The organism is Streptomyces sp. NPDC029216, assembly GCF_040648015.1.
In the GTDB taxonomy this organism is placed as follows: domain Bacteria; phylum Actinomycetota; class Actinomycetes; order Streptomycetales; family Streptomycetaceae; genus Streptomyces.
In genome coordinates, this window is sequence record NZ_JBEZWL010000002.1 from 90,191 (window position 1) to 103,281 (window position 13,091).

Annotated in this window: 14 protein-coding genes; 5 read left to right on the plus strand and 9 right to left on the minus strand. The window is 70.3% G+C overall.

Annotated features, from left to right (window positions below; genetic code table 11):
• Positions 1-49 precede the first annotated feature (49 nt).
• Together AB0F18_RS01370 and arsM are read left to right on the plus strand one after the other, a co-directional pair.
• On the plus strand, positions 50-352 hold the full coding sequence (locus tag AB0F18_RS01370; RefSeq protein ID WP_362053374.1) for a hypothetical protein: 303 nt from the start codon (positions 50-52) through the stop codon (positions 350-352).
• A 269-nt stretch (positions 353-621) separates the two neighbouring features.
• On the plus strand, positions 622-1,485 hold the full coding sequence (gene arsM, locus AB0F18_RS01375; RefSeq protein ID WP_362053377.1) for an arsenite methyltransferase: 864 nt from the start codon (positions 622-624) through the stop codon (positions 1,483-1,485).
• Positions 1,486-1,564: 79 nt separating this feature from the next.
• On the opposite strand, the gene AB0F18_RS01380 is transcribed toward arsM, so the two are convergent.
• The 3 genes from AB0F18_RS01380 to AB0F18_RS01390 all read right to left on the minus strand — a co-directional run bounded on the left by AB0F18_RS01380 (position 1,565) and on the right by AB0F18_RS01390 (position 4,374).
• A complete protein-coding gene (locus AB0F18_RS01380) occupies positions 1,565-2,254 on the minus strand; it encodes an HAD-IA family hydrolase (RefSeq protein WP_362053589.1) in 690 nt (229 codons plus the stop codon).
• 241 nt (positions 2,255-2,495) lie between these two features.
• On the minus strand, positions 2,496-2,876 hold the full coding sequence (locus AB0F18_RS01385; RefSeq protein WP_362053380.1) for an SH3 domain-containing protein: 381 nt from the start codon (positions 2,874-2,876) through the stop codon (positions 2,496-2,498).
• A gap of 277 nt (positions 2,877-3,153) precedes the next feature.
• Entirely contained in the window at positions 3,154-4,374 is a 1,221-nt protein-coding gene (locus AB0F18_RS01390) for an MFS transporter (protein ID WP_362053383.1), read from the minus strand.
• A gap of 126 nt (positions 4,375-4,500) precedes the next feature.
• Between AB0F18_RS01390 and AB0F18_RS01395 the strand changes: the two genes are divergently transcribed.
• Positions 4,501-5,034, plus strand: a complete 534-nt coding sequence (locus AB0F18_RS01395; RefSeq protein ID WP_362053386.1) for a winged helix-turn-helix domain-containing protein — start codon at positions 4,501-4,503, stop codon at positions 5,032-5,034.
• Positions 5,035-5,067: 33 nt separating this feature from the next.
• Here AB0F18_RS01395 and AB0F18_RS01400 read toward each other — a convergent pair whose 3' ends face one another.
• A complete protein-coding gene (locus AB0F18_RS01400; RefSeq protein WP_362053592.1) occupies positions 5,068-5,256 on the minus strand; it encodes a DUF3117 domain-containing protein in 189 nt (62 codons plus the stop codon).
• 595 nt (positions 5,257-5,851) lie between these two features.
• On the opposite strand from AB0F18_RS01400, the gene AB0F18_RS01405 reads away from it, so the two are divergent.
• Together AB0F18_RS01405 and AB0F18_RS01410 are read left to right on the plus strand one after the other, a co-directional pair.
• Entirely contained in the window at positions 5,852-7,072 is a 1,221-nt protein-coding gene (locus AB0F18_RS01405; RefSeq protein WP_362053389.1) for a TerD family protein, read from the plus strand.
• Between the two features lie 549 nt (positions 7,073-7,621).
• On the plus strand, positions 7,622-7,963 hold the full coding sequence (locus AB0F18_RS01410) for a HopJ type III effector protein (protein ID WP_362053392.1): 342 nt from the start codon (positions 7,622-7,624) through the stop codon (positions 7,961-7,963).
• 138 nt (positions 7,964-8,101) lie between these two features.
• Here AB0F18_RS01410 and AB0F18_RS01415 read toward each other — a convergent pair whose 3' ends face one another.
• The 5 genes from AB0F18_RS01415 to AB0F18_RS01435 all read right to left on the minus strand — a co-directional run bounded on the left by AB0F18_RS01415 (position 8,102) and on the right by AB0F18_RS01435 (position 12,975).
• Positions 8,102-8,584, minus strand: coding sequence for a hypothetical protein (locus tag AB0F18_RS01415; protein ID WP_362053395.1), 483 nt, complete (start codon positions 8,582-8,584; stop codon positions 8,102-8,104).
• A gap of 77 nt (positions 8,585-8,661) precedes the next feature.
• Entirely contained in the window at positions 8,662-9,156 is a 495-nt protein-coding gene (locus AB0F18_RS01420; protein WP_362053398.1) for a hypothetical protein, read from the minus strand.
• Positions 9,157-9,232: 76 nt separating this feature from the next.
• Complete coding sequence (locus tag AB0F18_RS01425; RefSeq protein ID WP_362053401.1) at positions 9,233-10,351, minus strand: LLM class flavin-dependent oxidoreductase; 1,119 nt, start codon at positions 10,349-10,351, stop codon at positions 9,233-9,235.
• Between the two features lie 83 nt (positions 10,352-10,434).
• Positions 10,435-11,820, minus strand: coding sequence for an NtaA/DmoA family FMN-dependent monooxygenase (locus AB0F18_RS01430; RefSeq protein WP_362053404.1), 1,386 nt, complete (start codon positions 11,818-11,820; stop codon positions 10,435-10,437).
• A 21-nt stretch (positions 11,821-11,841) separates the two neighbouring features.
• Complete coding sequence (locus AB0F18_RS01435) at positions 11,842-12,975, minus strand: LLM class flavin-dependent oxidoreductase (protein ID WP_362053407.1); 1,134 nt, start codon at positions 12,973-12,975, stop codon at positions 11,842-11,844.
• Positions 12,976-13,091 lie beyond the last annotated feature (116 nt).

Genomic DNA, 13,091 nt, shown 5'->3' on the forward strand with positions numbered 1-13,091 from the left:
CGGCCCGGCCTCAGGGTAGAGGCGTCCACGGCAAACGGAAGAGGGGGCCATGTCCGACGAAATCGAGACCGTTGTCGAGGCACAACTGGAACCGCACGAGCCGTCGCCCGGCGAGGTCGAGGCCCGCAACCGGGTGCGGGCCCAGGCCCATGGAATGACCCACCATCAGGCGGCGGCCGCACTGGCGCGCGTCCTGGACACCGTCGGCGACGCGGCTGAAGCCGACGCGCCCACTCGGGCGGCTCTGACGGAGTGGCATCGGATCACCGCCCTCCTCGCCGGCCACGGCGGCCCGTACACCCCCGAAGCCGATCCCTACGCCCAAGGCCAGCTGACCGCCCGCCGCCGCTGACCCGACTACCGCTCCGCGTGCTGCAACGGGGAGGGCCGGCACATGGGCCGGGGACCGAGCCACTCGCCTCTGGTGCCCGGGGCTGCCGCCGGTCGTGGAGGTGCTCAGTTTCGCGCCTCTGGCAAGGCTGTCGCCGGTGCCCGGCCGAGGACCACGAGCCCTTATTTCGACATGCTTCTATGTTGACGTTTTTCGATCCAGGGCGCAGATTTGAGTAGAAGAATATCGAAGCAGCCTGCTCGGGATGCCTGTCCGCCATGGAGTGCGCCATGAATGACCAGCCCACCGATCTGCGCGAGACCGTCCGCCGGCGGTACGCCGCCGCGGCAACCGCCGTCACCGAAGGCGGCACCGCCTGCTGCGGGCCGCAGCCGGTCGAAGTCGACGAGAACTTCGGCTCCGCCCTCTACACCCGGGGTGACCGCGACGCCCTGCCCGCCGAGGCCGTCGCCGCCTCCCTCGGCTGCGGCAACCCCACGGCCGTCGCCGACCTGAACGAGGGCGAACGCGTCCTGGACCTCGGGTCCGGCGGCGGCATCGACGTACTCCTGTCCGCCCGCCGCGTCGGCCCCACGGGCAGGGCGTACGGGCTGGACATGACCGAGGAGATGCTGGCCCTGGCCCTGGCCAACACGGCGAAGGCCGGCGCGGGCAATGTGGAGTTCCTCAAGGGCACCATCGAGGCCATCCCGCTCCCGGCGGCGACGATCGACGTGGTGATCTCCAACTGTGTGATCAACTTGTCCACCGACAAGCCGGCCGTCTTCGCCGAGATCTTCCGCGTCCTCAAGCCCGGCGGCCGCATCGGTGTCTCCGACGTCGTCGCAGACGACACCCTCACCCCCGAACAGCGGGCCGAGCGCGGCGACTACGTCGGGTGCATCACAGGCGCCCTGTCCTTCACGGAGTACCGGCGGGGCCTGGAAGCGGCCGGGTTCACGGGCGTCGAGATCACCCCGACCCACCCCGTCGCGGACGGCATGCACTCCGCCATCGTCCGCGCGGTCAAGCCCCACGCCGCGGCCGCCTGCTGCGGCGTCACCGCCTGCTGCACCCCCACCGAGGAAGCCACGGACCCGGACACCACTCTCAGCGAAGCCAAGACCGCCGCAGGCTGCGGCTGCACGAGCTGAGCCCCCGCCAACACCGTGGAGGGCCGACGTTCTCGCCGCGCGGGGTCAGCCGGACGGGCCTTGGCGGTCGGCCGCTGTCCTAGGCTCTGGCGTCCAGTGCGGCCCGCAGCTTCGGTTCCACTGCGGCTGCCCCCTCCAGCCGGTGAGGGAAGGATCCCGAAGCGAAGGCGAGGATGTCGCCGACCGCTTCGCGCAAGGTGCCGAAGTGGCGATGCACGCCGTCCACCGCTGCGGGGGTGTTGACGCCCCACACCGTCATCCCGGCACGCAGCCCGGCCTGCACCCCGGAGGGGGCGTCCTCAATGACCAGGCAGTCCTTCGGCTCGGCACCGAGCCGCGCGGCCGCCTGCAGATACGGCACCGGCGACGGCTTGCCCTCCTCCACGGCGGCCGCGTCCACCACGACCTCCGGAACCGGCAAGTCCGTCCGTGCGAAACGACCACGCACTCGGTGCTCATAGTTGGACGTGACCAGCGCCCAGGTCCCGGGCTGCAAAGCATTGAGCAGTTCCGAGGCACCCTCGAAAGCCGCATAGGCCCCGGTGCGGACGTCCTCGTCCTCCAGCTCGTGCAATGCGGCGAGGCACTCTTGAGGATCCTGGTCCGGAGCGACCTGCGCGAACGTCTCCATCGGCCGGGTTCGTAGCGCCACTCGATAGACCTCATCAGGGTCCAGCCCGTATCGCTCTGCCCACGTTCGCCAGACCAGGCGCTGATTGTCCAGGGCATCGATCAACGTGCCATCGACATCGAACAGGACATACCTCATGGCACCGGACAGGCGGGGTTCAATGATCACGTGCCGATCATGCCATCAGGCCCTGAACAGGCAGCTTGGGGGACAGACCTTGGGCCGGCAGACCATGCCGCCTCCTGCCACCGCGTCTCAGGGCTGCTCCGGATCGTCCTGCGCTTCGCCGGCGATACCGGCTCGGCCCGGCAGGGTTTACAGGGAAGCAGGATTGCGCTTCCCTGCAAACCGCGGTGCGGTATTTCCCGCACTCTGCACATCAGCAGGGCTTGATGTTACCCGCCGACAGATAGAGGTTGGAAACCCAGCCATATTTCGTTGACGCCGTACGAACGTAGGTGAATCCGTCAGTCGTGCACCATAAGTCGACCTGGTTTGTCACCTTGGCGGTGTCGACGATCTGGCATCCCCAGGCCGGCCCATTGCGGAGGTTCACGTCTTGCGTGAAGAACTGCGCGTAAGGCCTGGTGTCACGGTTGTGAGGAGTGACGCCGCAGGCAGCGGCTCCCGGGATGACCGACTCGCTCGCCTGCTGAGCGGATGCCGACGTGGGCGAAACGGTCACGAAGACTGCCGCAGTCGCAGCTACCGCCACTCCGAGTCCCTTGAACAGACGCAAAATTTCCTCCTTCGTGGTCATGCTCAGCAGATGCCGCGCATGACGATGCAAGTAGGGATCTTGTGCGCGCGTTCCTTTTCCCGGAGTCCCGTGGCGTTCAGAATCACCACGGCGCTCCGGATCGTCTGACCTTTACACGACTCGCCGTTCCCCGGAAGGTCGCCTATCGGCCAATTCGGCACCGGACCGACGGAGCAGGGGTGGAAACGGCAGTCGAATAACGGAGTCAGTAAGCGGAAGGTGAGGCGGGCGTGGTAATTGAATCAGTGACCGAACTCGTCCGCCTCAAAGGGGACCCTCAGTCCGCACTGGCGGGCAGCCGGTCGCGCTGGAGCGGGGCCCGGTCGCCGAGACCGCCGTGGCGGCCGGCCAGGGCGAGCCCGGCGGCCCAGGTCAAACCCAGGGACCCGGCGGTGAGGAGCTGCACCCGGTAGTCGAGTCCGGCCACCATCGCGGTGCCGGCCAGCAGGGCAAGCCCAGTGGGCGCGAACATCAGGGTGTTGGCCGTTGCTGCGACCCGGCCGAGCAGTTCGCCGGGGGTCTCCCGCTGCACGGCGGTCATGGCCGCGATGAGTGCGCAGGGCAGACCCAGCCCGATGGCCAGGCTGCCGCCGAGTACGAACGGGAGCCAGGGGCTTGCGCGCGCGAGCACGCCGAGGGCGAAGAGCGCGAGTCCGATCGCCGAGAAGGTGCGCTCGGACATCCGGCGCATCAGCGCGCCGGCGGTCAGCCCGCCGACGACCGACCCGAGCCCCTGCAGCGTGGTCAGTACGCCTGCGTACGCCGGGGACCGGTGAAGCCCGGTGTCGAGCATGGCGAAGGTGGCCGTGCTGCTCAGGCTGGAGAGGACCATGGCCGTCCCGCCGGTGAGGACCAGTGGACGCAGCACCGGGTGGCGCCAGAGGTAGCGGGCCCCTTCTGCGGTCTCGGTGGTCCATGCCCGCTTCTCACGGGTGGCGGGGACGGCTTCCTTTGCTCGGATGAACCGGAAGGCGGCCGCGGCCAGTACGAAGCTGACCGCGTCCAGCACTGCCACCACAGGGCCGCCGAAGACGGTGAACAGGCCCGCCCCGGCCAGTGGGGCGAGCAGCTTGGTGCTCTCCAGCGCGGTGTACACCAGTCCGTTGAAGTCGCCGCGCAGCTCCTGGGGAACGGCAGCGGCCACGAGCGCGGTCGCCGCCGCGTCCGTGAGCACCATTCCGGCTCCCACCAGGGTCAGTACCGCGAACAGCAGCCAGACGTCCGATGCGGAGTGCACGGCGATCGGCGCGGTCATGACGACGGCCAGGATCAGATTGGTGGCGACCAGGAGCGGACGGCGGCGCACCCGGTCCGCCACCGTGCCGATCACCGGGCCCGCGAAGGTCGGCAGCCAGAGGCAGAAACCGACCAGCGCGGCAAGGCTGTTGGAACCGGTGAGGCTCTTGACCCAGATGCCGGCGGCGAGCGACATGGCCGAGTCGCCGAACCCGGAGACGATCACCCCGCCCAGATAGAGACCTGCGTTGCGGTCCCTCACTACTTTGAGCGTGCGCCAGCTCATCCGCGTCCCCCGTTGTGTTGTGCGCTTGATCGCGAACCCTACCCCCAATCATTTGATTGGGGGTAGGGCCAAGATGGCGCCGGTTGCGGTTTACTGGCCTACGTGACCGATACCGACCCCGTACTGCGCGCCCTCGCCCATCCGCTGCGGCTGAGGATGCTCAGCCTCTTGTGGCCGGGACCGATGTCGGCCGCCGAGCTCGCCCGCGAGCTGGACGTCTCGCACGCGCTGGCCAGCCAGCACCTGCGCCGCCTGGACGCGGTGGGCCTGGTCGAGCTGGCCGAGGAGCGCACGCGTCGCGGTGGCAGGGAGCGTCGCTACCGCACCGTCCGCGGCACCCCGCTGTCCGACCAGCACGACGGGGCCCCGATGCTGGCCGAGACGATGGCGCACACCCTCCGGGACCGCGCCGGCCGCCGGCTGGAGGCGAGCGAGGGCGTGACCGTAGACGCCGAGCTATGGGTGGATCCCCGGACATGGCAAGACGTCCGACGACGACTCACCGAGCTCGCCGTCGAGCTCCACGACGCCGCCCAGCCACCTCACGCACCGGGCACCATCCCCCTGGGCGTTAGCATGATGGCCTTCCCCCTCCAGGACACGACGACACGTCCGGACCCGCCCAGGACCGGCTGACCCCGCACAGCCCGGCGGGGCTCGGTTTCGCCGTTACGGTTCCTCGGGTTGCTGAGGTTGCTCGGGTTCCGCCGCGTCGCTGAGTGCGTCGGCGAGGGCATCGGCCTCTTCCGGGGTCAGTTCGACCACGAGCCGGCCGCCGCCTTCGAGCGGTACCCGCATGACGATGTTCTCCCCTTCCTTGACGGCCTCGAGCGGGCCGTCGCCCGTACGCGGCCTGATCCTGGCCTGAGGGAATCCACCGTCGTCAAGGGACCCTGCCCACGTCGCCTGGCCCTCCGTCTTCACCGCGTACGTGCCCGCGGCGGGTGTCGCCGTGGCGGCAGGCGTGAGGACGACCGTGGCTCCCAGAAGGAACGATGCGGCGACGAGCGAAACGGAGGCACTGCGTCGGATGCGCCGAGCCATGATGGGGCTCCTCCCTGGCGATGAGCGGAGGGCGCCGTGGAAACACGGGGGCAAGCCGCCCCACCGGTGCTCCAGAAATGGCCCCTCCAGCCACAGCGCGACAACGAATGCACGGCTGCGGCACCCCGGCGGCGCCGGAACGATCACAAAGGCGCCACCTCACCCATCCTCCCCCTCCCCGCACCGGGTGTCGACCGGACGGCCCTGTGAGCCGTCCCGGCAAACAGGCCCAGCCGACCGCCCGAGCTGCCCACCCCGCCACCGGCTCGCCGCCGTCCGTCAACTGACTTCACGTCAGCCCGGCGAGCCGCCGGACAACCGGGCAGCGGCAATCCCGGTTTCGGGGAAGACGCGCCGGAAAACCTCGTACGCTGCGGGCGTCGGGGTCGGTCGCGGAAGGGGGAGCCACATGGGTCTGCAAAAGGGTGCCAACGTTCCGGTGGGGAGTCTCAGGGTTCGGGTGGAGCTGGGGTGGCGGGCGGGCCCCGGATCCCCGGACGTGGACGTGTCCGCTCTGCTGCTGACGTCAGCCGGCAAGGTGCGGTCGGACGACGACTTCGTCTTCTACAACCAGCCCGCGCATCCCAGCGGGGCCGTCCGGCACGAAGGCAAGCGCCAGGACGGCACGGGCACCGTCGAGACGATCGGTGTCACCTTGTCGGCGGTGGAGCAGGACATCGGGACCGTGGTGCTCGCGGCTTCCACCGACGGCACGTTCGGTCAGGTGTCCGGTCTGTTCGTGCGTGTGCTGGACGCGGAGAGCGGCGCCGAGGCGGCGCGGTTCGACCCCACGGACGCCACGTCGGAGACGGCGTTCGTGCTCGGTGAGCTGTACCGGCGCAACGGTGTGTGGAAGTTCCGCGCGGTGGGCCAGGGCTACGCCTCCGGTCTCGCCGGGCTGGCCACCGACTTCGGCATCACCGTCGACGAACCCGCGACTCCGCCCGAGCCGCCGGTTCGGCACACGCCGCCCGCGCCGACGCCCCAGCCGGTGCGACTGTCGAAGATCACGTTGACGAAGGCCTCGCCCGCGGTGTCGCTGACGAAGCAAGGCGCGACGTCGGGGTCCATGCGGGTCAACCTCTCGTGGAGCGCGCCCAAGCCTCCGCGGGGCTGGATGAACAAGGGCAAGGACGCCGTCCGGCTTGAGGACGTCGATCTGGACCTGTCCTGTCTGTGGGAGCTGCAGAACGGGACGAAGGGCATCGTCCACCCCATCAACAACCAGTTCGGCTCGTTCGACCAGGCGCCGTACGTGCTGCTCGACCAGGACGACCGGACCGGCGGCAGTGCAGACGGCGAGAACCTGCTGATCAATCTTGATCACACGGCGGAGATCAAACGCCTCCTGGTGTTCGTGGTCATCTACGACGGAGCGTCCAGCTTCGCAGGACTGCACGGTGTCGCCACGTTGTATCCGCCCGCCGGGCCCCCGATCGAGGTGCGCCTGGACGAATGCACCGTTCCCTCGCCGGTCGCCGCGATCGCGCTGATCGAGAACGTGGGCGGTGAGCTGATCGTGCGGCGGGAGGCGAAGTACCTGGTTCTGGCACCGGGCGTCTTCAAGCAGCAGGCCGCGGACCTCGAATACGGCTGGGGAATGAGCTGGCACACCGCCAGCAAGGACTGACCGAGGCGCTCCCCGTGACCCCGGCGGCTTCCTCTACGACCCCGGGGTCCGGGCCTCGATGGGGGCCTTCGCGCTCGGCGGTGACCCACTCGCGCTGGAGGCGGCCGCAGCCGTTCGCTCGGCTTCACCGACGACGACCTCGCCCAGTTCAGGCACTTGTGCCTGCGGCTGGTCGAAAACCAGCACCGGATCGAGCGGTACCTGAACGCGGCCCGGCCCGACCAGCCCACCTCCTAAACCGACGGAGCACCGCATGACCACCCACACCCTCACCCGGCACACCGTCCGGGCCTACCGCGGGGCCCGGTTCAGGGGAGACGTTGCCGCGGCCGGACCGACCCGCGACGAGGCCGCCCCCTCATCGTGACGGGCCACTGACCGCCCGGAGCGAAACCGGCTCTCGGTGGGTCGCACAGTCGTACGTCGTGACCTGCGGAGATGCCGCACGTTCCGACATGTGGCGCGATCCTTAGCGGCTCGCCCCAATCGGGGTACTGTCGTCCGGTCACGGACGGCAATCGGTCGTCTGTCCAACCCAGGGGAGCCGACATGACTGATCTCAACTCGCTGCGGAAAAGCCTCGCGTCAGGTGAGCACGAGTTCGCCGACACCTTGGCCTTCATCGCCGCGCATTACGAGTACCAGCCGCAGGCGTTCCGCAACGGTGAACTGGAAAACGCCGCGGGTGAGAACGAGGGTTCCTGCAAGACCCTGGGACTGGCCCTGCTGGAAGGACTGAGCGACCAGGAGGCTCTGCTGGCATTCGGTGAGCACTACCGCAGTGTGCTGGCGACGCCGAACGACACTGATCACGGCAACATCCGCAACCTCATGGCGCACGGCCTGGCTGGGGTGAGCTTCGCCGGGCAACCGTTGGCCCGCAAGAGCTGAGCAGCGGGCAGAGGGTCGGCTGAGCGCGGCCGCAGCGGACGGAACGCTGACGATGGCCCGCTCGCTTTCGTCAGCGGCCGCCAGCCGACACCGGGGCGCGCCAGGGCGAGTCGCCCGCCTACAGGGGTGCAGGCCGGCTCACATCGGATGGCCTGTGTGGCCAGGCCACTGCCCGCGGGCTTCCGGCGGGAGGAAGAAGAACCAGCCCGGGGTGACGTGGTAGGCACCTTCGCAGCTGGCGAGTTCCGCGCCGTTGTTCACCGCCGTACGGTAGGCGATGCCACTTCCGAGGTAGTCCGCGCCGTCAGCTCCCACGAGGAGGACGATTGTGGCGACCAGGTGAAGCATCGGTCGCAGGGGGCGGCGGGAAGGTGTTCTTATGGCGCGGACCGTTGCGGTGACGGACAAAACCGCCGCCGTGACGATGAACAGCAACGAACCCAGGGAGAGGGCCCTCAGGGAACCTGGCGTTCGGCACAGGATGTAGAACTGGAGCGGCGGAACCGCGGCGGGTGCGCGCTCATAGAGCGCGAGCCAGACGGCTGCCAGCCCTGATGCGGGGGCGAGGAACCACAGGCGGTCGATCCTCCAGCGCCGTTCGGCTATGGGCTGGCTCTGCATAGTCTTCCTCCGAGGTCACTGTACCTCCCCCCTCCACGCCGACCTGCGGCGCTATGCCGAGATCGCCGGCGGCCCCTTCAGCGATCGGATCCGGGGTGCACGGCCGGGTCTGCCGCACACGCCGTCCGTGGTAGTTCCCGGACCGACGGCCGCGGGGCCCCGGCGGCCGGGGGCGGTACCTCGAAGGCGTAACAGCCCGCCACCGACCGCTCGTACACGAAGATGAAGGCCCGCGGCGGTCCCTGGCCGAGAAGCTCCGCGGTGACGGTGACGGCCCCGCCCTGCCGCGTCACGCCCACGAGGCCCCTGGCGGGTTTCGACGGGCGGAAGACCTGGGCGATCTCCGTGTCGGGCAGGCTGCCGTCGGCCGCTGCCCCGCCCAGCCGGTCCCGGAACGCCTCGACGTTCTCCCGCAGGTTCTTGCGCGCCCGGGCCTCGTCACGCGCCGGCTGTGCATCCAGCCAGATCCAGCCGCCGACGGCGGCCACGAGCAGCAGACCCAGCAGGGCCAGGCATCCGTTGAGGAGGCAGCCGCCCGCCGTACCCGCCCGGACTTGTGATCGTCTCGCCATGGGCACAGCGTGTACCACCGGTACACGGCAGGCCAACCTTCCGGGCGGCTTCCGCTGCGGATGGTCAGGGGATGTGTCAGCGGCGGCGCCATTCCTCGGCCAGGAGGCGGTAGGAGCGGACCCGGTCGGCGTGGTCGTGCGTGATCGTGGTGATCAGCAGTTCGTCGGCTCGGGTGGCTTCCTGGAGTCGTTCGAGGTGGTCGGCCACGGTCCGTGGCGAGCCGACGAACCGGGTCTCCACCCGGTCGGCCACCAGCTTCCGGTCGGCGTCCGTCCAGGCGCCGGTCAGCGCCTCCGCCTCGGCCGGGGACGGGAAGGGGATGGCGCCTTCGGCCGTGCGGATGCTGCGTACCCAGGGTGCGTATCCGGCGGCCAGTACGCGGGCCGTGGCGTCGTCCTCGGCCACGACCACGTCGGCGGACACGGTCACGTACGGGCGGTCCAGTTCGGCGGAGGGTTTGAACGCGGCCCGGTAGCCGTCGACCGCTTCCAGCACGCCGGCCGGGCTGACGTGGTAGTTCGCCGCGAACCGCAGGCCGTTGCGGCCGGCCGTCTCGGCGCTCTGGCCGCCGCTGCTGCCCAGGATCCACACCTGTACGTCGGCCCCCTCGCCGGGGACGGCGTGCGCCTCGACGCCCTCCGCCGACCGGTACTCGCCGCGCAGCAGCGCGAGGACGTCGTCGACCTGCTCCCCGTAGTCCTGCGGCTGGGCACCGGGCAGGTTCAGCAGCTTCTGCTGGAGTACGAACCGGGGATGGGCCGCCAAGTGTGCGAACGAGAAGGGCTCCGGGATGCGCAGCCCGTTCGGGGTGTGTCCGACGAAGGGCTCCGCTTCCGCGGCCCGCAGGGGCGGCCGGCCGGCGGAGCGGCCCAGGCCCAGGTCGAGGCGGCCCGGGTGCAGGGCGTCGATCAGACCGAACTCCTCGACCGTGGACAGGGCCGTGCGGTGGCCGAGCTGTACGGCCCCGGAGCCGATCCGGATCGTGGAGGTGGCGGAGGCGGTCAGGGCCAGCACCACGGCCGGGGACGTCCCCGCGACACCGGGGTTGAGGTGGTGCTCGGCGAACCAGTAACGGGAGTAGCCGAGTTGTTCCGTCTGCCGTGCCAGGTCGATGCTGTTGCGCAGGGCGTCGGCCGCGGTGGAGCCGGAGGTGATGGGGACGAGATCGAGGACTCCGAGCGGGATGCCGGACATGGCCAGGGCTCCTTACAGGTCGGCGAAGGGGGATCGGGGATCTCGCGGCGCGGCACCGGCGCGGTCTCGGACTGGAACCGCCTTCACGAGGCCGTGGCCTGCCGGCCGTCGGCCGGCCGGGCCGCCGGCACGTCGAGTCCGAGGTGGTCCCGCAGGGTGGTGCCGGTGTACTCGCTGCGGAAGACGCCCCGTTCCTGAAGGAGGGGGACGACGGTGTCGGCGAAGCCCTGCAGTCCGTCCGGGGTGATGTGCGGAACCAGGATGAAACCGTCGGCGGCGTCGCCCTGCACCAGGCTGTTGAGGGAGTCGGCGACGGTGGCGGGAGAACCGACGAAGGTCTGCCGGGCGGTGGTGGCGATCACCAGCTCGCGGATGGAGAGGTTCTTGGCCTCGGCGAGCTCGCGCCACTGCCGGGCGGTGGCCAGCGGGTCGCGGAACTGCCGTACGCTCGCGCGGCCGAGCGCGATGGTGTTCTCGCCGGGGTCGGGGTCGACGTCCGGGAGCGGTCCGTCCGGGTCGTAGCCGGACAGGTCGCGGTTCCAGACGTGCTCCAGGTACTTGATCGCGGTGGCCCCGCTGACCTGGGAGCGGCGTACCTCGTGGGCGAGTTCGCGGGCCTGGGCGTCCGTGTCGGCCAGGACGAAGGTGGCGGCCGGCAGGATCAGCAGCTCCTCGGGGCGGCGGCCGTAGCGGGGCAGGCGTCCCTTGACGTCGGCGTAGAACTCCCGGCCCTCCTCCAGGGTTCCGTACCGGCCGAAGATGGCGTCGGCGCGGGCGGCGGCGAACTCGCGGCCTTCGTCGGAGTCGCCGGCCTGGAAGATCACCGGGCGGCCCTGGGGGCTGCGGGGCACGTTGAACCGGCCCTCGATGTCGAAGTGGCGGCCCTGGTGGGCGAAGGCTCCGGCGCGCGCGTCGCGCAGGAAGGTGCCGGATACGGGGTCGGCGGTGATCTCGGTGCCGTCCCAGGAGTCGAACAGCTCGGTCGCGGTGGCCAGGAACTCCCGCGCGCGGGTGTAGCGGTCCTCGCGGGGCAGGAAGCCGCCGCGCCGGAAGTTCTCTCCGGTGAAGGCGTCCCAGGAGGTGACCACGTTCCAGGCGGCTCGGCCGTCGGAGAGGTGGTCGAGGGAGGCGAACTGGCGGGCCACTTCGTAGGGTTCGTTGAAGGTGGAGTTGATGGTGCCGGTCAGGCCGAGACGCTCGGTGACGGCGGCCAGCGCGGCAAGGACGGTGAAGGTGTCGGGCCTGCCGACCACGTCCAAGTCGTATATCTTCCCGCCTTGTTCGCGCAGGCGGAGCCCTTCGGCGAGGAAGAGGAAGTCGAACTTGGCACGTTCGGCGGTCTGCGCGAAGCGGACGAAGGAGTCGAACTCGATGTGGCTCCCGGCGGCGGGGTCGCTCCACACCGTGGTGTTGTTGACGCCGGGGAAGTGGGCCGCGAGATGGATCTGCTTGAGCGGCTTGGTGCTCATGGTGTCCTTCCGGATCCGAGGTCAGGCCGAGAGGGCGGCGGCGTAGCGGTTGGCGGGGCGTTCCAGGCCCAGCAGCCCGCGCAGCGAGGAGGCCTCGTACGTGCTCCGGAAGGCGCCGCGCCGCTGGAGCTCGGGCACCAGCCGGCGGGTGATGGCCGGCAGGTCGTGGGCGATGACGCCCGGCCGCAGCCGGAAACCCGTCAGGCCCGTCTCCCGCCATTCCTGGAGCAGGTCCGCGAGCTCGGCCGGGGTCCCTTCGAACGTGGCGGCGTCGGCGGGGGCCGGGCCGCCGGCGAGCTCGTCCAGCCGTTCGCGGCGGGCGGCGGCCGCCGGGCCGTCCTCGTCCAGGAACACGGTGAGGTCGGCGAAGACGTGCCGGGGGCCGGGCGGCGGGGGCAGAACCGAGGTCGCCGCCCGCGCCTCGTCCAGGTCGCGCGGGGTGACGTAGACGAGGTCGACCAGGGCGGCGCGGGGGGCGACCGTGCCGGCCGAGGCCGTGACCAGGGGCTGGCCCTGCGGCGGACGCGGGGTGATCGACGGGCCCCGGACGCTGAAGTGCGGTCCCTCGAAGTCGATGTAGTGCAGCTTGTCCCGGTCGACGAACCGGCCGGTGGCGGTGCAGCGGATCTCCGCGTCGTCCTCCCAGCTGTCCCAGAGCCGCCGCACCACCTCGACGTGGTCGGCGGCTTCCTCCGCCAGTTCGCCCACCGGTGGCGGGAACTCCCTGCGCCCGAAGTGCCGTGCTTCGTTGGCCAGTTCGGAGGTCTGCACGCGCAGGCCCGCCCGTCCCCGGCTGACGTAGTCGAGCGTGGCGATCGCCTTCGAGATGTGGAAGGGCTCGGTGTGGGTGGCCGTCACGCTCGGGACGAGGCCGATGTGCCGGGTCAGCGGTGCGATCCGGGCGGCGGTCAGCACCGCGTCCAGCCGTCCCCGCACCCGGTCCGTGCGGCCGTCGGGTTCCGCCGCCCGGGACGACTGGAGGGCCAGACCGTCCTCGAAGGTGACGAAGTCCAGCAGCCCGGCCTCCGCCTCGGCGACGACATCGGCCCAGTACCGGGCCGTAAAGAGTTCCGTGGGCCGGGCGCCCGGCTCCCGCCACGCAGCCGGGTGCCAGCCGGCGCCGTCGAGCGCGACGGCGAGGTGCAGTTCGGACACGTCGAAGAAGGCCTTTCTGATCGACCTTGATGAAGGGAGGGACCGCCTTCGGAAGACGCTACGTGGCACGAAACGGAGGCTCAATGCACGCAGTATTAAGGGAATTTGGCAGCTTT

Excerpts from the sequence above, each read along its gene's own strand:
- AB0F18_RS01370 (WP_362053374.1), top strand. The coding sequence starts at position 50 with ATGTCCGACGAAATCGAGACCGTTGTCGAGGCACAACTGGAACCGCAC.
- arsM (WP_362053377.1), top strand. The coding sequence starts at position 622 with ATGAATGACCAGCCCACCGATCTGCGCGAGACCGTCCGCCGGCGGTAC.
- AB0F18_RS01380 (WP_362053589.1), bottom strand. The coding sequence starts at position 2,254 with ATGAGGTATGTCCTGTTCGATGTCGATGGCACGTTGATCGATGCCCTG.
- AB0F18_RS01385 (WP_362053380.1), bottom strand. The coding sequence starts at position 2,876 with ATGACCACGAAGGAGGAAATTTTGCGTCTGTTCAAGGGACTCGGAGTG.
- AB0F18_RS01405 (WP_362053389.1), top strand. The coding sequence starts at position 5,852 with ATGGGTCTGCAAAAGGGTGCCAACGTTCCGGTGGGGAGTCTCAGGGTT.
- AB0F18_RS01410 (WP_362053392.1), top strand. The coding sequence starts at position 7,622 with ATGACTGATCTCAACTCGCTGCGGAAAAGCCTCGCGTCAGGTGAGCAC.
- AB0F18_RS01415 (WP_362053395.1), bottom strand. The coding sequence starts at position 8,584 with ATGCAGAGCCAGCCCATAGCCGAACGGCGCTGGAGGATCGACCGCCTG.
- AB0F18_RS01420 (WP_362053398.1), bottom strand. The coding sequence starts at position 9,156 with ATGGCGAGACGATCACAAGTCCGGGCGGGTACGGCGGGCGGCTGCCTC.
- AB0F18_RS01425 (WP_362053401.1), bottom strand. The coding sequence starts at position 10,351 with ATGTCCGGCATCCCGCTCGGAGTCCTCGATCTCGTCCCCATCACCTCC.
- AB0F18_RS01430 (WP_362053404.1), bottom strand. The coding sequence starts at position 11,820 with ATGAGCACCAAGCCGCTCAAGCAGATCCATCTCGCGGCCCACTTCCCC.